At 64.4% G+C, this 16,109-nt stretch carries 19 protein-coding genes and 4 tRNA genes; 8 read left to right on the forward strand and 15 right to left on the reverse strand.

Translation table 11 applies throughout. From position 1 onward, the window contains the following. The 7 genes from G342_RS22985 to G342_RS22995 all read right to left on the reverse strand — a co-directional run. Positions 1 to 122, reverse strand: a 122-nt coding sequence (locus tag G342_RS22985; protein ID WP_040878106.1) for a GTP-binding protein, incomplete at its 3' end; no start/stop codon positions are given. A gap of 262 nt (positions 123 to 384) precedes the next feature. After that, positions 385 to 2,106, reverse strand: coding sequence for an urease subunit alpha (locus G342_RS0102325; RefSeq protein WP_026304039.1), 1,722 nt, complete (start codon positions 2,104 to 2,106; stop codon positions 385 to 387). An 82-nt stretch (positions 2,107 to 2,188) separates the two neighbouring features. Next, a complete protein-coding gene (locus G342_RS0102330) occupies positions 2,189 to 2,668 on the reverse strand; it encodes an urease subunit beta (protein ID WP_026304040.1) in 480 nt (159 codons plus the stop codon). 66 nt (positions 2,669 to 2,734) lie between these two features. Next, the gene (locus G342_RS0102335; RefSeq protein ID WP_018181496.1) at positions 2,735 to 3,037 is read right to left on the reverse strand and encodes an urease subunit gamma; all 303 of its coding nucleotides are present in this window, start codon (positions 3,035 to 3,037) and stop codon (positions 2,735 to 2,737) included. Between the two features lie 448 nt (positions 3,038 to 3,485). After that, positions 3,486 to 4,748 (reverse strand): Glu/Leu/Phe/Val family dehydrogenase, encoded by a 1,263-nt coding sequence (locus tag G342_RS0102340; protein ID WP_026304041.1) that lies wholly within the window; start codon positions 4,746 to 4,748, stop codon positions 3,486 to 3,488. 226 nt (positions 4,749 to 4,974) lie between these two features. After that, positions 4,975 to 5,883 (reverse strand): NAD-dependent epimerase/dehydratase family protein, encoded by a 909-nt coding sequence (locus G342_RS22990; protein WP_018181498.1) that lies wholly within the window; start codon positions 5,881 to 5,883, stop codon positions 4,975 to 4,977. A gap of 35 nt (positions 5,884 to 5,918) precedes the next feature. Further along, positions 5,919 to 6,629, reverse strand: coding sequence for a GntR family transcriptional regulator (locus G342_RS22995; protein WP_018181499.1), 711 nt, complete (start codon positions 6,627 to 6,629; stop codon positions 5,919 to 5,921). Positions 6,630 to 6,767: 138 nt separating this feature from the next. Here G342_RS22995 and G342_RS0102355 point away from each other — a divergent pair, with 138 nt between their 5' ends. The 3 genes from G342_RS0102355 (at position 6,768) to G342_RS0102365 (ending at position 8,437) form a co-directional block, all read left to right on the forward strand. Next, complete coding sequence (locus G342_RS0102355) at positions 6,768 to 7,469, forward strand: SDR family NAD(P)-dependent oxidoreductase (RefSeq protein ID WP_018181500.1); 702 nt, start codon at positions 6,768 to 6,770, stop codon at positions 7,467 to 7,469. Between the two features lie 15 nt (positions 7,470 to 7,484). Next, positions 7,485 to 8,039 (forward strand): 2,4'-dihydroxyacetophenone dioxygenase family protein, encoded by a 555-nt coding sequence (locus G342_RS0102360; protein WP_018181501.1) that lies wholly within the window; start codon positions 7,485 to 7,487, stop codon positions 8,037 to 8,039. A gap of 113 nt (positions 8,040 to 8,152) precedes the next feature. After that, positions 8,153 to 8,437: a GIY-YIG nuclease family protein gene (locus tag G342_RS0102365; RefSeq protein ID WP_018181502.1), complete on the forward strand. Its 285-nt coding sequence runs from the start codon at positions 8,153 to 8,155 to the stop codon at positions 8,435 to 8,437. A 166-nt stretch (positions 8,438 to 8,603) separates the two neighbouring features. On the opposite strand, the gene G342_RS0102370 is transcribed toward G342_RS0102365, so the two are convergent. The 7 genes from G342_RS0102370 to G342_RS0102400 all read right to left on the reverse strand — a co-directional run bounded on the left by G342_RS0102370 (position 8,604) and on the right by G342_RS0102400 (position 13,556). Then, positions 8,604 to 9,638: an amino acid ABC transporter substrate-binding protein gene (locus G342_RS0102370; protein ID WP_018181503.1), complete on the reverse strand. Its 1,035-nt coding sequence runs from the start codon at positions 9,636 to 9,638 to the stop codon at positions 8,604 to 8,606. Between the two features lie 62 nt (positions 9,639 to 9,700). After that, a complete protein-coding gene (locus G342_RS0102375; RefSeq protein ID WP_018181504.1) occupies positions 9,701 to 10,342 on the reverse strand; it encodes a L,D-transpeptidase in 642 nt (213 codons plus the stop codon). 54 nt (positions 10,343 to 10,396) lie between these two features. Further along, positions 10,397 to 10,939, reverse strand: a complete 543-nt coding sequence (locus G342_RS0102380; RefSeq protein ID WP_156830762.1) for a hypothetical protein — start codon at positions 10,937 to 10,939, stop codon at positions 10,397 to 10,399. A gap of 141 nt (positions 10,940 to 11,080) precedes the next feature. Then, a complete protein-coding gene (locus G342_RS0102385; protein WP_018181506.1) occupies positions 11,081 to 12,613 on the reverse strand; it encodes a helicase HerA domain-containing protein in 1,533 nt (510 codons plus the stop codon). A gap of 188 nt (positions 12,614 to 12,801) precedes the next feature. Continuing rightward, positions 12,802 to 12,876: transfer RNA gene (locus G342_RS0102390), tRNA-Glu, on the reverse strand. Between the two features lie 76 nt (positions 12,877 to 12,952). After that, a tRNA-Glu gene (locus G342_RS0102395) sits at positions 12,953 to 13,027 on the reverse strand. A gap of 112 nt (positions 13,028 to 13,139) precedes the next feature. Further along, the gene (locus tag G342_RS0102400) at positions 13,140 to 13,556 is read right to left on the reverse strand and encodes a VOC family protein (RefSeq protein ID WP_018181507.1); all 417 of its coding nucleotides are present in this window, start codon (positions 13,554 to 13,556) and stop codon (positions 13,140 to 13,142) included. 292 nt (positions 13,557 to 13,848) lie between these two features. Here G342_RS0102400 and G342_RS0102410 point away from each other — a divergent pair, with 292 nt between their 5' ends. The 5 genes from G342_RS0102410 to G342_RS0102430 all read left to right on the forward strand — a co-directional run bounded on the left by G342_RS0102410 (position 13,849) and on the right by G342_RS0102430 (position 15,545). Continuing rightward, entirely contained in the window at positions 13,849 to 14,427 is a 579-nt protein-coding gene (locus G342_RS0102410) for a cold-shock protein (protein WP_018181509.1), read from the forward strand. Positions 14,428 to 14,432: 5 nt separating this feature from the next. Then, positions 14,433 to 14,900, forward strand: a complete 468-nt coding sequence (locus G342_RS0102415; protein ID WP_018181510.1) for a DUF192 domain-containing protein — start codon at positions 14,433 to 14,435, stop codon at positions 14,898 to 14,900. A 103-nt stretch (positions 14,901 to 15,003) separates the two neighbouring features. Further along, positions 15,004 to 15,080: transfer RNA gene (locus G342_RS0102420), tRNA-Pro, on the forward strand. A gap of 38 nt (positions 15,081 to 15,118) precedes the next feature. Beyond that, positions 15,119 to 15,424: an ETC complex I subunit gene (locus tag G342_RS0102425; protein WP_018181511.1), complete on the forward strand. Its 306-nt coding sequence runs from the start codon at positions 15,119 to 15,121 to the stop codon at positions 15,422 to 15,424. A gap of 44 nt (positions 15,425 to 15,468) precedes the next feature. Continuing rightward, positions 15,469 to 15,545, forward strand: a tRNA-Arg gene (locus G342_RS0102430). Positions 15,546 to 15,876: 331 nt separating this feature from the next. On the opposite strand, the gene G342_RS0102435 is transcribed toward G342_RS0102430, so the two are convergent. Further along, complete coding sequence (locus G342_RS0102435; protein ID WP_018181512.1) at positions 15,877 to 16,083, reverse strand: hypothetical protein; 207 nt, start codon at positions 16,081 to 16,083, stop codon at positions 15,877 to 15,879. Between the last annotated feature and the right edge of the window lie 26 nt (positions 16,084 to 16,109).

The following is a 16,109-nucleotide window of genomic DNA, read 5'->3' on the forward strand; positions in this document are numbered from 1 at the left end:
TCGTTGGTGATCACCAGGATGCGATAGCCGAGCTTGACCAGCACGGGGGTGATCGCCTCGATGATGGCGGTCTTGCCGGAGCCGACGGGTCCACCAATGCCGATGCGGGGGATCTTTTTCATAGTGCTATCCAGCTACCTGGTTCGTTCATGAACATGCGGACGTGGCGCAAGGTGACGGCGTCGTGGCTGTTATTATGGTGACCCACCTCATGCTCGTGGCCGTGCGAATGGCAGGCCTCGCCGGCGCCGCCGAACAGCCGCCGGGCTTCACGGGTCGCCAGTTGGCTCCGCCGAATTGGGCGCGCATTCCGGTGCGCTTGCATTGTCGAGGAGGCCCTCGATAACGATCATGCAACCTCCGCTCTGAACGGGTCTCGCCGCTTCAGCTGAAGAAATAGAGCTGGTTGAGTGAGATCGATTTTGGCGGTTTGACCGTCGCATGGACGCCGTCGACCTTGACCGCGAAGGTCTGCGGATCGACGTCGATGTTCGGCAGGAAGCTGTTGCGCACCATGTGCTGCTTGCCAAGGGTCCTCGTGCCGGAAACCGGGCTGATCACCCGCTGCAGTTCGTAGCGCTCGCCGATGTTGTTGTCGTAGGCGGCGCGCGACACGAAGGTGATCGAGCTCTGGTGCAGCGCCGTGCCGAAGGCGCCGAACATCGGGCGATAGTACATCGGCTGCGGGGTCGGCAGCGAGGCGTTCGGATCGCCCATATTGGCCCAGGCGACGAAGCCGCCCTTCAGTACCAGCTTCGGCTTGGCGCCGAAGAAAGCAGGCTCCCACAGGACGAGGTCGGCGAATTTTCCGGGCTCGATCGAGCCGATCTGGTCGGCAACGCCGGCCGTCAGCGCCGGATTGATGGTCACCTTGGCGACGTAGCGCAGGACGCGGAAATTGTCGTTGCCGGCAGCATCCTCCGGCAGGGAGCCGCGCGCCTTCTTCATCGCGTCGGCCGTCTGCATCGCGCGCAGGAACGTTTCGCCAATCCGGCCCATCGCCTGCGAGTCGGAGCCGATCATCGAGATGGCGCCCATGTCATGCAGCACGCTCTCGGCAACGATGGTCTCGGCGCGGACACGGCTCTCGGCGAAGGCGACGTCGGAGGGAATCTTCGGGTTGAGGTTGTGGCAGACCATGATCATGTCGAAGAGTTCGGCCACGGAATTCTGCCCGCAGGGCAGGGTCGGGTTGGTCGAGCTTGGCAGGATATTGCTCTGGCCGACGACCTTCAGCAGGTCGGGGGCGTGACCGCCGCCGGCGCCCTCGCTGTGATAGGTGTGGATGGTGCGGCCGTCGAAGGCGGCGATCGTATCCTCGACATAGCCGGATTCGTTGAGCGTATCGGTGTGAATGGCGACCGACACGTCATAGTCATCGGCAACGGTCAGGCAGGCGCGGATGGCGCCCGGTGTCGAGCCGTAATCCTCGTGAACCTTGAAACCGGCCGCGCCGCCCAGCAATTGTTCGACCAGCGGCCCTTCGCCAGTCGAGTTGCCCTTGCCAAGCAGGCCGATATTGATCGGCAGAGCCTCGATCGAGCGCAGCATCATCTCGAGGTTCCAGGGGCCGTTGGTGCTTGTCACACCATTGCTGCCGTCGACGGGGCCGATGCCGCCGCCCCAGAGCGTGGTGATGCCGTTGGAGAGAGCGGCGTTGACCTGTTGCGGCGAGATATAGTGGACGTGGGTATCCATGCCGCCGGCGGTCAGGATCAGGTGCTCGCCCGAGATGGCGTCGGTCGAAGCGCCGGTGACAAGGCCCAGCGTGACACCTTGCATGGTCGACGGGTTGCCGGCCTTGCCGAGACCGACGATGCGGCCGTTGCGGATGCCGACATCGGCTTTCACCACGCCGAGCGTCGGCTCGATCACGGTCACATTGGTGATGACAAGGTCGAGGCAGCCGGCTTCCTGCGTCAGCAGATTGTCCGAGCCCATGCCGTCGCGCAGCGTCTTGCCCCCGCCATACTGCAGTTCGTCGCCATAATTGCCGCGAAGATCCTTCTCGATCTCGACATAGAGATCGGAATCGCCGAGCCGGATCTTGTCGCCGACAGTGGGTCCATAGAGGTCGGCATATTGCTGACGGGATATCTGCGTCATGATCATGCACCTCAGGAATGGCGGGGAACCACGCGCAATCTGGCGCAAAGCCACGTAGTCCCCGCCGGGATGAAAGAGCGAACTACTTCTTCGATGACTTGGGGTCCGTCCGGAACTTGAAGCCCAGCTTCTGGGCGCGCTCGATGGCGGCTTCGCGGTTCGGCCGATAGTCCGGCTTGGGTCCATCCCCTGTCCAGCCATCGACGAGATTGCTGAAGCCATAGACGAACTGCTTGCCGGCATAGGGAACCAGCGTCACTTCCTTCTCGTCGCCGGGCTCGAAGCGGACGGCGGTATTGGCGGGGATATCAAGCCTTTGTCCGAACGAGGCGCCTCGGTCGAAGTCGAGATAGCGGTTTGCCTCGAAGAAGTGATAGTGGGACCCGACTTGGATCGGTCGGTCGCCGGTATTGCGGACCGTCAATTTGGTGCGCGGCCTTCCGACGTTGATCTCGATCGGCTCTTTCGCAAGCACATAGCCGCCGATCGGCCGGACCGCTTTGTGTGCCTTCTTCATATGCTCGGGTTGGGGATGAACAGCCCTTGCTGGAGTCTTGGCCATGATGGCCTCCTCGATGCAGCCTTGCTCAGAATTTCGAGACGCACCGCGATGGGCGCGCTGCGGCAATCAGGTGATCGGATTGTGCAGGCTCACCAGCCGGCTGCCATCGGTGAAGACGGCCTCGACCTGAATGAGAGGGAGCAGGTCCGGCACGCCCTCCATCACATCGCTGGAGCGGAGGACGCTGCGGGCGCCGTCCATGACTTCCTCAACCGTCTTGCCTTCACGGGCGCCCTCCAGAACGTACGCGCAGAGAACCGCGACGGTCTCGGGATGGTTGAGCTTCAGGCCCTTGTCCTTCCGCTTCAAAGCCACGTCGGAAAGCATGTGGATCAGGAGCTTGTCGAATTCTCGGGGAGTAAGATGCATGGACGCCTCCTGTGGGTGTCAGGAATGGCAATAGCGTCGGCTCTTGAAATGGTCCGACGAACAGGAACTCGCGGGCATGTCCCGCAACCTATCAGTCTATTCGCTGAAATCGCAAGCAGATGATCGGAAATTGTCGCGATCGCATATATTTAAAATATCTGAATTGGCGGATATCACGGAAATTTGATCTTTCCGTGATCTGGTCGTATACATTGTAAGGGTCGGAAATACTTAAGAGATTCCGATCGTCGCCGCGGGTGTCCGCGCTCCCGGTGAATGCCGAGCCAGATAGCCGGAGGCCGTCGTTCGAAAGCGGGCTGACGGCGCGGTTGGGGAGGCTGTTTGGCGCCAGGTGGCGGTGGCTTCGCGCAAAAAAGCGACGGCGCCCTGGGGTGCCGTCGCTTCGCAACTTTTGCCGGCGCAGCGCCAAAGGCGCGGCGGTCGCCTTTTAGCTCGTGAAGAACTTCTGCGTGCCATGCGCCTCGATGGCGCCGGCGACACGCGACAGGGCGTGCACATAGGCAGCGCTGCGGATCGTAATGCCGCGATCCTGGGCGAGGTTCCAGACGGCGCGACCTTCGCGGTCCATCGTCTCCTGCAGGCGCGAACGAACTTCCTCGGCCGTCCAGTAATAGCCCTGCCGGTTCTGGACCCACTCGAAATAGGAGACGGTGACGCCGCCGGCATTCGCGAGAATGTCGGGCAGGACGACGACGTTCTTGCCGGCCAGGATGACGTCGGCTTCCGGCGTGATCGGGCCGTTGGCGAGCTCAAGGATGACACGCGCCTTGATGGCGGCGGCGTTGTCCTTGTGGATCAGGTCCTCAAGCGCTGCCGGCACCAGGATCTCGCAGTCGACCGCGGTGATCGCGTCGGCGTCGATGGCCTGGATGCCGTCCTGGCCGACCAGCTGCAGAACCGAGCCGGTCTTCTTGGAGGCGAGCAGCTTGGCGACGTCGAGACCGGCGTCGTTGTGGATCGCGCCCTTCGAATCCGAGACGGCGACGATCTTGTAGCCGTCGGCGCCGAGCAGGCTGGCGATGTGCTGGCCGGCATTGCCGAAGCCCTGGATCGCGACGCGGGCGCCGGGCGTCAGGCCCAGTTCCGAGGCGAGGTTGCGGACCAGATAGTAGCCGCCGCGCGCGGTGGCGTCGTCGCGGCCGAGCGAACCGCCGAGCGAGATCGGCTTGCCGGTGATGACGGCAGGCGTCGACTGGCCGACGATGGACGAGTACTCGTCCGCCATCCAGCCCATGATCATCGAGTTGGTGTAGACGTCGGGAGCGGGGATATCCCGGTCGGGACCGACGATCTTCGAGAAGGCCTGCATGTAGGCGCGCGACAGGCGCTCCAGCTCGGCCTTCGAAAGCGAATGCGGGTCGACGCGGACCGCGCCCTTGCCGCCGCCATAGGGCAGGTTCATGACGGCGCACTTCATCGTCATCCAGAAGGCGAGCGTCTCGACTTCCTCGATGGTCGAATCCGGATGGAAGCGGATGCCGCCCTTGGTCGGGCCGCGCGTGTCGTCATAGCGGCAGCGCCAGGCCATGAAGGATTTGCGCGATCCATCGTCCATGCGGATCATCAGCCGCACCTTGGTGGTCTCGCGCGGGTATTTGAGCTTCTCGAGGACATCGCCATCCAGGTGCAGATGAGCTGCTGCTTCGTCGAGGCGCGTCAGGGCCTGATCGAGCATGGTGGCGTCTGTCATCCTTGCGTCGCTCCGATTGTTAAGTGTCATGGTATTTCCCCGCGTGGGTTTATCGCCCGCGTTATGACTGCTCTGCCCGAATAGGGCAACATTTCTGACGCATTTTATTGCGCGGCTGCCTAAATTTTGCACCAAATCGTGCTCGATTGGCAGACAGATTGCCGCAGGGGCGGGCAGTCGTCGAAATGGCGACCCTTCGGGCGTCGTCCCGCCGGACCCCTTATCGCTAAGGTTGCCGATCCGACTCGGGTGACGTCGGGGCGTCCTGGAGGCCCAGCTCTCGCGTCATATCGTCGGTGGGAACGAAGCGGAGCCACTCGCGGGCACGGGTCATGTCCCAGGCCATGCCGCGATTGCCGGAGACAGCGTTGACGACAATTCCCGGCTGCGGCCAGCGCGTGGCATCGGCGCGCAGGCTGGCTTCGAAAATGCCGACGAGATCGCGGTTCGAGAGCCACATGCCGCGGAACCAGGCCAGATCGCATCGCGCTGCCGCGTCCAGATTGTCGAGGCGGCTGTTGGGCGTGCCGGAGGCCGAGATGCTGGACGGGTGGTTTTCACCCGGCTGGCACCAGCCGATGCGGAGGGCGACGGCGGTCAGGCCGTCGCGCGTGGCGAGACTGCAGCAGAGCCGCTCGCCCATCAGCTTCGCCACGGCGTAGGGCGTGCTGTCGCTGCTGCCGGCATCGTTGCGCCAGCGTGTGCCGGGCAGGGGTGGCAGGTCCTCGTGCAGGGAGCCGGGCGTCGTCGCGATGTCGGTATCCTTGTAGCCGCCCATGACGTGGTTCGACGTCGCGAAGACGAAGCGCCGGACGCCCGATTGGGCGGCGGCGCGAAACAGCAGGGCCGTCATGTCGAAGGAGGCGGCCGAGTCGGTCCAGTCCGCCTCGGGATAGGGGTTTTGGGCGGCAAGATGCACGACGGCGTCGACGGAGGCGATGGTATTGAGCCAGCGCCGGTCGTCGGGTTGGCGCAGATCCGCCTCGACACAGTCGAGCGTGGCGTGGCCGGGTGCCTCGATCGGATCGAAGCGCCGGTCGAGCGCAACCAGCTTGCTGCACCAGGGCTGGGCGCCGAAGCCGGCGATGAGCTTGCGGGCGAGGTTTCCGTTGCCGCCGGTGATGGCAATGCGCATGGGTTGACGATCCGATTCTGGAAAGGGAAGGCTTGTCACATCCGCCCGCCGTCACGCGCGAGATTGGAGCCGATACGGTCGCGGATGACAAAGATGTGGGCCGAGACCGCCTTTTCCGCGGCGGCGAGGTCACTCTGGCGGATGGCATCGAGGATGGCGCGGTGGTCCGAATTCACCTGCAGCGCCGCTTCCAGCTCTCGGAAATAGTGCACCCGCATGATGTGCAGGTGGACATGCAGGTTGCGATAGATCTCGAGGAGACGCTGATTGCCGCCGGCCGCGATGATGGCGAGGTGGAAGGCGCGGTCCCATTCGGTGAAGTGGTCGTAATCGGTGTAGAGGTCGCCAGAGGTCGACCGCTCCATCTCGCGATAGGCCGCCTCCAGCGTATCGGCGAGGGCGATGTGCCGTCCGTCGCGGATGGCCAAGCGAATGCTGTAGAGCTCGGCCGCCTCGCGGATCTCGAAGATCTCGCGCATGTCGTCCATCGTCAACGCCCGCACGAAGCAGCCGCGCCGCGCCCGGATCTCCACCAGGCCCTCGCTCGCCAGCCGTTTCATCGCGTCGATCACCGGCGTCCGGCTGACGCCCAGTTCCGCCGCGACCGTGTCGATCGGGATCTGCTGGCCCGTCTCCAGTTGGCGCAGCAGGATGCGCTTGCGGATGGCCTCATAGGTCTGTTCGGCCAAATCAGCATGCTTCAACGGCTCGAAGCCGGCGCCAGCCGGCGTGCCGCGGGGAGTCATGGATCTATCCTTGGACAAAGGGGGCCTGCATCACAGTTTGGAACCTCTATTGACATGTAACATGTGAAATTTTACGGATCAACACGGTCGGGTTCGAATCCGCTCGCGGCCGGCGAATTTCACGGAGGCACCAGCATCTTGAAACAGGCCCTTGTTACCGGCGGTGCGCGCGGCATCGGCTTCGGCGTCGCCGAAGCGCTGCTCGCCGCCGGCTATGCCGTCACCGTCAGCGGGTTGAGCGACGCGGAAGTCGACGCCGTCCCGGCGCGCGACCATCTGACGGCCATCGTGCTCGATGTGACGGACCAGGCCTCCGCCGACGCTGCGTTCGCCCGTCTCGACCGGCTCGACACGCTCGTGAATTGCGCCGGCGTGCTGTTCCGGGGCAAGGAATACGACATGGACGTGTTCCAGAAGGTGATCGACGTCAATCTGACCGGCACGATGCGGATGTGCGTCGGCGCACGGCCCCTGCTGGCGAAGCAGGGCGGGGCGATCGTCAACACGGCGTCGATGCTGTCCTATTTCGGCGGCCCGCTGGTGCCGGCCTATACGGCGTCCAAGGGCGGCGTGGCGCAACTGACCAAGGCGCTCGGTGTCGCCTGGGCGGAGGAGGGCATCCGCGTCAACGCGGTCGCCCCCGGCTGGATTGCCACCGAGGTGACGCGCGGCATCGTCGAGGATCCCGTCCGTTCGGCCGGCATTCTCGGCCGCACGCCCATGAAGCGCTGGGGCGAGCCCCGCGATATCGGCGACGTCGTCGCCTTCCTGTGTTCGGACGCCGCGCGTTTCATGACGGGGACCGTTGTCCCCGTTGATGGCGGCTATGCTTCGGTTTGAGATGAGAGAGTGACGATGAGCGACAACACCACGGTCAACCATTCCGGCCTCGAGACGGATGCCGACAGCAAGCGCATCCCCTATCGGCATCCGCAGCCGAAGGAATCCTTCCCCGAGATCGTCATCCCGAACGCCATTCCCACGGATGAGCGGCTCTGGGTACCGCAGCAGGAGAATGTCTGGTTCCGCCCGCTCTGCCTGTCGGCAAGCCGCGGCTACTGGATGAACTTGCTGCGCGTGCGTAAGTCCGGTGTGCTGTCGCGCCACCGTCATCCGCAGCCGGTGCATGGCTGGGTGCTGAAGGGCAGCTGGCACTATCTCGAGCACGACTGGACGGCGGAGGAGGGCTCCTATGTCTACGAGGCGCCCGGCGAGACGCATACGCTGGTCGTCGAGCCGCATGTGACCGAGATGATCACGCTGTTCCAGGTCAATGGCGCGATGATCTATGTCGATCCCGATGGCGCCGTGCAGGGCTATGAGGACGTCTTCACCAAGATCGACCTCTGCCGCAAGCACTATACGGATGTCGGCCTCGGCGAAGGCTATATCGACCAGCTGATCCGGTGAGGGGGGGACTGGGTTGGCATTTGTGCATGAAGGCAGATTGCATTTGCCACCCTCCACCAACATCCTGAGGTGCCCGGCGAAGCCGGGCCTCGAAGGAGGCTCCAGCACGCCCCATGGCCGCCGCCGTCTACATGCTTCGTTGTGCCGACGGCAGCTATTATGTCGGCTCAACTTCGGCTGAAGATCGACAGCGGCGGCTGCTGGAGCATCAGTCCGGAGCCTATCGCGGCTATACCCATTCGAGACGCCCCGTCGAACTCGTCTGGTCCGAAGAGTTTGATCGCCTCACCGACGCCTATGCGGCGGAGCATCAGATCAAGGGCTGGTCGCGCGCCAAGAAGGAAGCCCTGATCCGTGGCGATTGGGCGGCGATATGCGAACTTGCCAAGCGAAGGTGAGTGCGTGCTTCGAGACGGCCCTGCGGGCCTCCTCAGCATGTTGGGGGACGGTCCGCACGTCGGTGGAAGAGACGCTTTCCTGCGGAACGCCCACTATCCCGACGCTACAAATACAAAAAAAGGCCGGCGTCTTGGACACCGGCCTTATCTATATCGACGCTCGCGATCAGCGGATCGGCGGGGCGTACTGGATGCCGCCGAGCGACCAGAGCTGGTTCAGCCCGCGCGGAATGCCGAGCTTGGAGCCGACGCCGAGATTGCGCTCGTAGACCTCACCGTAATTGCCGACGGCTTTGACGATGTCGATGGCCCAATCATTCGAAAGGCCGAGCTTCTGGCCGAAGCCGCCATCGGTGCCGACCAGGCGCATGACGTCCGGCTTCTTCGAGGCCTTGGCCTCGTCGACGCGCTCGGACGAGACGCCGAGTTCCTCGGCATTCAGCATGGCGTAGTGGACCCAGGTGACGAGGGCACGCCACTTCGCGTCGTCCTGGCGGACGACCGGGCCCAGCGGCTCCTTGGAAATCACGTCCGGCAGGATGATGTGATCGGCGCCGTCGGCGAGGCTCGCCCGCTCGGAATAGAGCTGCGACACGTCGGTGGTGATAACCGTGCACTTGCCGCTCTTATAGTTCTCGAGCGACTGCTCCGGACTGTCGGCGGCGACCGTCGTGAACTTCATCGTGTTGGTGTTGAAGTAGTCGACGAAATTCTGCTCGCTGGTGGTGCCGCTCTGCACGCAGACGGTCGCGCCATCCAGCTCCAGCCCCGAGACCTTGCCGCTGTCGCGCTTCACCATGAAACCCTGGCCGTCGTAGTAGGTGACGCCGGCGAAGGCGAGCGGCAGGTCGGTCTCGCGCGACATCGTCCAGGTCGAGTTGCGCGACAGCAGGTCGACCTTGCCGTCCTTCAGCGCGTCGAAGCGCTCGGCCGCCGAGAGCGGCACATAGGTCACCTTCTCCGGATCGTTGAAGATCGCCGTGGCGACGGCGCGGCAGAAGTCGACGTCGAAGCCGCTCCACTTGCCCGCGTCGTCCTGCGCCGAGAAGCCGAGCAGCCCCTGGCTGACGCCGCAGATCAAATTGCCACGCTGCTTCACCGTGTCGAGCGTGCCGGCATGGGCGGCGGCGGTAGAGCCGAGCGTGACGGCCAGAGCCAGCGCTGCCACGCGGCCAAAAAGAACCTTCGCAGGAAACACCATGGTCGCCTCTTCAATTGATCGTTCAGTGAAGCCACCCCGGAAGAGGCGACCGGAGAGTGGCGTCAGAGCTGCGCCTGCTGGCGAACAATGACCTTGGTTCCAACGGGCACGCGGTCGAACAGGTCGACGACGTCGTTGTTGACCATGCGGAAGCAGCCCGACGACAGCGCGTGGCCGATCGTCTGCGGCTGGTTGGTGCCGTGGATACGGTAGATCGTGTCGCCCAGATAGAGCGCACGCGCGCCCATCGGATTGCCTTCGCCGCCCGCCATGAAGCGCGGCAGGTAGGGCTGGCGCTGGATCATCTCCGCCGGCGGCCGCCAATCCGGCCATTCCGCCTTGCGGGAGATCTTCAGGAGGCCCGACCACTGGAAGCCGTCGCGTCCGACGCCGACTCCGTAGCGGATGGCGCGGCTGTCCGGCTGGACGAGATAGAGGAAGCGCTCATCGGTATTGATGATGATCGTTCCCGGCTTCTCGTTGGTGCGGAAATAGACCGGCTGTGGCCGGAACTCGGGCGGCAGGACCGAATCCTGCGCCGACGGCACCAGGCCGGGCTGCTCGGGAACCTGCAGAACCTGGCGCGGGGCGGCCTGCGCCGGCGCCATGGAAGCGAGCCCGATCGCGGCCGTGCAGCCGAGCAGGGCGAGGGACAGGGGGCGTTGGAACATCTGGCGGAGCAGTCTGGCCGCTATGGTGCGCATCGTGACCTCGAATTTGACTGGCGATAGGGAGGCCCGGTCGACGCCGGGCTGAACTCAACCGGCGGAAGCGGTGGAAGCCGGCGCGGCCTGTCCGCAGCGTACGAACACCATGGTGCCGTAGCGGGCCGTCACGCTCGGATCGACCCAGGGCGCGATCATGACGCCGTCCTGGAACGATGTGATCTGGCGATCCTTCGGCGTGCCGGCGGGGCCAGGCGGGCCGATATAGACGCGGCCGCCAGCTGTCTTCAGCACGACCTCGCTCGGCTTCGACTGGTCGGCGAGATACATCATCACGCCATTGTTCGGGCCGCGCGTGATCACATAGGGATTGCTGCAGTAGCGGCGCGCCTCGTTGATGGTGCGCGGCAGGTCGGCTTCCTGGCGGAACGAACCGAGGCCCCAGTTGCCGATCAGATCCTCGGTCGTAATGGCGACGTTCGGCGCCGGACCCACGGCAGGGCCGGCGCGTTCGGTGACCGAAGCACATCCGGCGATCGAGAGAAGGGCTGCGGCGCCAACCAGCAGGGCGGCCGTGCGACGGTTGAGGGCTCCGATCGGAGTTCCACCCACCGATGACGTAGCGGTTTGTTCCATCTTTCCCCCTTCTGCGACCGCAGGGCAGAGAGGTCCCCCAGATGCCGCAGTGTGTTCGCGCTAAGGCAGCACGCGATTCTGGTCAGCATGATGGCGACTATGCGGCAAAAATTGCAACTGCCGCCGCGACCGTGGGGTTGCCTAGTCGGCGGGATGCCGGTCCGACAGCATCGGCGCCCGCCGGAGCGGGTCGACCTTCTTGATCGGTCCCGCCTTGGGGGCGCCTGGCAGGGTGCGCCAGTTGACGCCGGCGATCGTCACGATCCGGCTGCCGCGGAAATCGACCTCGTTGCGGATGTGGCCGTGCTCGGACATGTAGGTGAGCAGCCACCGGCCGCGCGATGGCGAGCGGCTGCCATAGGCATTGGCCAGCGACTCGTCGGTCGGGCAGGGCGCTTCCTCGCGGGCGGCGCGGGCGAGCAGCAGGAACACGCCCTGCATCTCCTCCGGCAGGCTCTCCGCCACGGTGAGGACCTGCTCCCACGCCTCGTCGCCCCGGTCGGAAGCGACGCCGGCGCGCGCCAGCGCCAGGCGCTTGCGGAAGCTCGGCATGTCCTGGCCATAGGTGCCGAGCTTCTTGATCCGGCAATGGAACAGGAAATCCTGGTAGATCAGCGGCGCCGGGCGGAAGGCCGTATCCGGGTCCGACATGATCTCGGCATAGACGCTGTCGAGCACTTCCTGCTTCTCGGCTTCCGTGCGGGTGTCGGTCTCGACTTCCGTGGCACTGTCGAGCGGGCCGGCTGTCTCGATGTCGCGCAGTAGCTCGGCCGTGCCGCGGGCGCGCGAGACGTTCGGCTTCGGCATTGGCAGCAGATCGTCCTCGCCACCGACAAAGATCAGGTCCTGCATCTCCGCCTGCGGCACTTCCGGCAACGGCATCAGCACGGGGCGGCCGCTGCGGCCGGCGGTGTCGACGGCGCCAATCCGCAGCGGGATCGGCTTGCGCGAGAGCGCCGGTCCGAGCGCGACGAACTGGCCGGGATCGAGATCGCGAAACCCTTCGGCCTGGCGACGGTCCATGCCGAGAAGATCGGCGGCGCGCGCCATGTCGATGTCGAGGAAGGTGCGGCCCATCAGGAAGTTCGAGGCTTCGGCGGCGACGTTCTTCGCGAGCTTGGCGAGACGCTGCGTCGCGACGATGCCGGCGAGGCCACGCTTGCGGCCGCGGCACATCAGATTGGTCATCGCGCCGAGCGAAAGACGGCGCGCCTCATCCGATACTTCGCCGGCTACGGCCGGCGCGAAAATCTGCGCCTCGTCGACCGTGATCAGCATCGGGTACCAGACGCTGCGGTCGGCGTCGAAGAGGCCGTTCAGGAACGCGGCGGCGCAGCGCATCTGCTCTTCCGCGTCGAGGCCTTCCAGATTGAGCACGACCGAGGCGCGATGCTGGCGGATGCGCAGCGCAATGCGCTGCAATTCGCTGGGGCTGCGCTCGGCGTCGACGACGGTGTGGCCGAAGCGCTCGGAGAACGAGACGAAATCGCCTTCGGGATCGATGATTGCCTGCTGCACCATGCCGGCACTCTGCTCGAGCAGCCGCCGCAGCAGATGGGATTTGCCGGAGCCGGAATTGCCCTGGACGAGCAGACGCGTCGAAAGCAGTTCCTCGAGGTCGAGTAGGGCCGGTTGACCCGCCTGGTTGGTCCCGAGTTCGATTCCAGCTTTCATAGTGCTCCACATCGCCTTTCATGCAGGGCCGGACCCTATCACAGGCGGCGGAGGCTTCGGGGCGCCTCATGGAAACTCCACAGGAGATCCAGTGCGCATGACGCGCAATTCGCCGGCCGCGCCAGCAGCCTGCGTTGCCCGGCGACACAGCGCACGGACGTTCATCTCTGAATTCGTTCAAAGAAGATTGGTACGCCCTAGGGGAGTCGAACCCCTCTCTCCACCGTGAAAGGGTGGCGTCCTAACCGATAGACGAAGGGCGCAGCGATGCGCGTTATAGGTAGTTCCCTTGAGCCTGACAAGCTCAAGTCTTGATCCCGACACCCGATCAAGAAAAGGTGGTGCGCCCTAGGGGAATCGAACCCCTCTCTCCACCGTGAAAGGGTGGCGTCCTAACCGATAGACGAAGGGCGCGGCGAGGCGGTTTATAGGGGGCAACCCCCGGAGTGACAAGACCGTTCGCACCGCATGTCTACCGCCTGTGGATAGAGTGCCGTCTCATCGCTGAGACGGCACGGCATTCGATCTACCACTTGCCGGTGTTCGGCATCGAGGCCCAGGGCTCCTGCGGCGGCAGCGGGTCGCCGGCCTGGATCAGTTCGATCGAGATGTTGTCGGGGGAGCGGACGAAAGCCATATGGCCGTCGCGCGGCGGACGGTTGATGGTGATGCCGGCCTTCTGCAGCTTGTCGCAAAGGGCGTAGATATCGTCGACGCGATAGGCGAGGTGTCCAAAATTGCGGCCTTCGCCATAAACTTCGGGATCCCAGTTGAAGGTCAGCTCGACCTGGGCATCCTCGTCGCCGGGCGCTGCCAGGAAGTACAGCGTGTAGCGTCCCTTCTCATTGTCGATGCGCCGCACCTCGTTGAGGCCGAGTTCCTTGTAGAAGGCGATCGACTTGTCGACGTCGGTCACGCGAACCATCGTGTGAAGATACTTCATAGGGCGTCATCCTTTTCCCGGAATGGCATTGCCGGTTGCGCGCGAGCGTGGGTCGCTCGCGCGCCGGCGAATTGCCCCGCCACCATAGCGGCAGCATCGCAAAACAGGAACCCGCTCCACCTCTGCAACTCAGGACGGAAATCCACGGTTGTGGCCAGGAAGCCACTGGTCTCCGCCACGTCCGATGTTATTCTTTGTTAAGGGAATCGGCGGTGAGCGCGCTTCAAGGGCAGGGCTATGCAGTCGACCATGTGTGTATTCGGCCTGGAAAGGCCAATCGGGGGCCGACGATATGGGTTCCAAGAACAGCGCTGAACCGTCTTCCGCCGCGGGGCGGGAGGACGAGGGCGGGCTGGATCTGGTCGAGGTAGTCGGCTCGATCAAGTGGTTCGACGCGTCGAAGGGCTATGGCTTCATCCTGCCCGACGATGGTTCGCCGGATATCCTTTTGCATGTGACCTGCCTGCGACGCGACGGCTTCCAGACCGCTTACGAAGGCTCCCGTATTGTTTGCGAGGTCACGAAGGGCCAGCGCGGACTGCAGGCTTTCCGCGTCATCAGTATGGATGATTCGACGGCTATCCATCCGGCCCAGGCCGGTCCGCCGCGCACCCATACGGTGATCGTGCCGACCAGCGGCCTCGAGCGCTGCGTCGTCAAATGGTTCAACCGCGTCAAGGGTTACGGCTTCGTAACGCGCGGCGAGGGGACCGAAGACATCTTCGTCCACATGGAAACATTGCGCCGCTACGGCCTGACCGAGCTGCGCCCCGGCCAGACGGTGCTGGTCCGCTTCGGCGACGGCGACAAGGGCCTGATGGCGGCCGAGATCCGTCCGGATGGCGTTTCGTCCGGACCGTCGTCGCACTGATCGCGGTGTCGCCGCGTCGCGCCCGTTTCGGCTTTCTTTCCACGCTATGCGGGGCGCTCGGCCTCTGCTTGGCGCTGGCCACCAGTTCCGCCGCGGCCGCCGACACCTCCGGCATCGACGTCGCGACCAAGACCGGCCAGCACCATCTGACCGTCGAGTGGGCCTCGACGCCGACCGAGCGCGAGCGCGGCCTGATGGGACGCGAGGCGATGCCGGACGGGCACGGCATGCTGTTCGATTTTGGCGGCGAGCGGCCCGTCTATTTCTGGATGAAGAACACGCCGCTGTCGCTCGACATAATCTTCATCAAGGCCGACGGCACGACATCCCGTATCGAGAAGCGGACGACGCCGTTCTCCGAAGACCTGATCCCGGGCGGCGCGCCGGTGCGCTATGTCCTCGAACTGGTGGGCGGCGGCGCGGACCGGATCGGGCTCGAGCCCGGCGACCGTTTCGCCATTCCGGCACGGTAGCCAGGTCACGGCCGGGGATCGTCTGTTGAGGCTCCAATTTGTCGCCGCTCTATGCCTTGAAGAGCCGGGGCCGAACGTGTAATCCACCCATGTCGTTGAAAGTCGGGGCATAGCGCAGCCTGGTAGCGCATCTGGTTTGGGACCAGAGGGTCGTAAGTTCGAATCTTACTGCCCCGACCATTCAAAGCGACAATTGATTTGATGGAGGCGATCCGACGATGGTGGCGCGTATCTTCAGGCCGGCACGCAATGCGATGCAGTCGGGCAAGGCGAAGACCGATCGTTGGATGCTGACCTACGAGCCGGAGGTTCCGGTTTCCGTCGAACCGCTGATGGGCTACACGTCCACGGTCGACATGAAGCGCCAGATCAAGCTCGCCTTCGACACGCAAGAAGAAGCGGTCGCCTACGCCGAGAAGAACGGCATTCCCTACCAGCTCTTCACGGCGCAGGACGATACGCGCAAGAAGATCTCGTATTCGGACAATTTCAAGTTCGGCCGCGCCCAGGCCTGGACCCACTAGGTCCTGCCGAGCCCGTCGCGCCCGACCGGCGTGTCGACAACTTTGGCCCCGTAGCTCAGCTGGATAGAGCAGCCGCCTTCTAAGCGGCAGGTCGCTGGTTCGAGCCCAGCCGGGGTCACCAAATTTTCTTATATAATTCAATTTGATAACGGTCGGCGTGCCCTCTCGCGAAGAGGGTGCCTTTCTGTGCCGAGATTGTTCCGGTGCGCATGGACCCGGCGCTGCCTTGGCTGTCCGCGGAAGACACCTGTCGTCTCTGGGGCCGGGCGGCGGTCATGATGCCACGTCGCCGGCATGCGCCTCGGCTGCTTGCCCTTCGATGCCGATTGCGTCAAGGCGCATCCTCGGCAGGCTAGGCTATCAAGCCCCCCCGAGTCGTTCGTTCCGACTCCGGTCCGTCGAGATCCGGTCTGGTCAACGGTGGCGGGCGAGGCCCGCCACCGTCGGTCTCGCTACAGGCTGACGCCTTCGAGCTTGGTCATCAGGACCTGCCGGTCGGCGGCCGACTTCAGGCGGATCGTCAGCGACTCGCTCTTGACCGGAACCTGCGGCGGCAGGCTGACCGGGATTTCCGGCGCGTTTTCCGCAGCCCAGGTCCTGAAGCGGGGCAGCTTGTTCGAGCCGCTGATCGGGAGGGTGAAGGTGTACTTGAAGGTCATCGGATGTCTCCAAACAGACAGAATCC

Source organism: Kaistia granuli DSM 23481 (assembly GCF_000380505.1).
Classification (GTDB): Bacteria; Pseudomonadota; Alphaproteobacteria; order Rhizobiales; family Kaistiaceae; genus Kaistia; species Kaistia granuli.

Coding starts and splice junctions, on each gene's coding strand:
- G342_RS0102330 (WP_026304040.1), bottom strand. CDS start 2,668: ATGGCCAAGACTCCAGCAAGGGCTGTTCATCCCCAACCCGAGCATATG.
- G342_RS0102370 (WP_018181503.1), bottom strand. CDS start 9,638: ATGGTGTTTCCTGCGAAGGTTCTTTTTGGCCGCGTGGCAGCGCTGGCT.
- G342_RS0102365 (WP_018181502.1), top strand. CDS start 8,153: ATGGCCGCCGCCGTCTACATGCTTCGTTGTGCCGACGGCAGCTATTAT.
- G342_RS22990 (WP_018181498.1), bottom strand. CDS start 5,883: ATGCGCATTGCCATCACCGGCGGCAACGGAAACCTCGCCCGCAAGCTC.
- G342_RS0102375 (WP_018181504.1), bottom strand. CDS start 10,342: ATGCGCACCATAGCGGCCAGACTGCTCCGCCAGATGTTCCAACGCCCC.
- G342_RS0102410 (WP_018181509.1), top strand. CDS start 13,849: ATGGGTTCCAAGAACAGCGCTGAACCGTCTTCCGCCGCGGGGCGGGAG.
- G342_RS0102360 (WP_018181501.1), top strand. CDS start 7,485: ATGAGCGACAACACCACGGTCAACCATTCCGGCCTCGAGACGGATGCC.
- G342_RS0102380 (WP_156830762.1), bottom strand. CDS start 10,939: ATGGAACAAACCGCTACGTCATCGGTGGGTGGAACTCCGATCGGAGCC.
- G342_RS0102425 (WP_018181511.1), top strand. CDS start 15,119: ATGGTGGCGCGTATCTTCAGGCCGGCACGCAATGCGATGCAGTCGGGC.
- G342_RS0102435 (WP_018181512.1), bottom strand. CDS start 16,083: ATGACCTTCAAGTACACCTTCACCCTCCCGATCAGCGGCTCGAACAAG.
- G342_RS0102325 (WP_026304039.1), bottom strand. CDS start 2,106: ATGACGCAGATATCCCGTCAGCAATATGCCGACCTCTATGGACCCACT.
- G342_RS0102335 (WP_018181496.1), bottom strand. CDS start 3,037: ATGCATCTTACTCCCCGAGAATTCGACAAGCTCCTGATCCACATGCTT.
- G342_RS0102400 (WP_018181507.1), bottom strand. CDS start 13,556: ATGAAGTATCTTCACACGATGGTTCGCGTGACCGACGTCGACAAGTCG.
- G342_RS0102385 (WP_018181506.1), bottom strand. CDS start 12,613: ATGAAAGCTGGAATCGAACTCGGGACCAACCAGGCGGGTCAACCGGCC.
- G342_RS22995 (WP_018181499.1), bottom strand. CDS start 6,629: ATGACTCCCCGCGGCACGCCGGCTGGCGCCGGCTTCGAGCCGTTGAAG.
- G342_RS0102340 (WP_026304041.1), bottom strand. CDS start 4,748: ATGACAGACGCCACCATGCTCGATCAGGCCCTGACGCGCCTCGACGAA.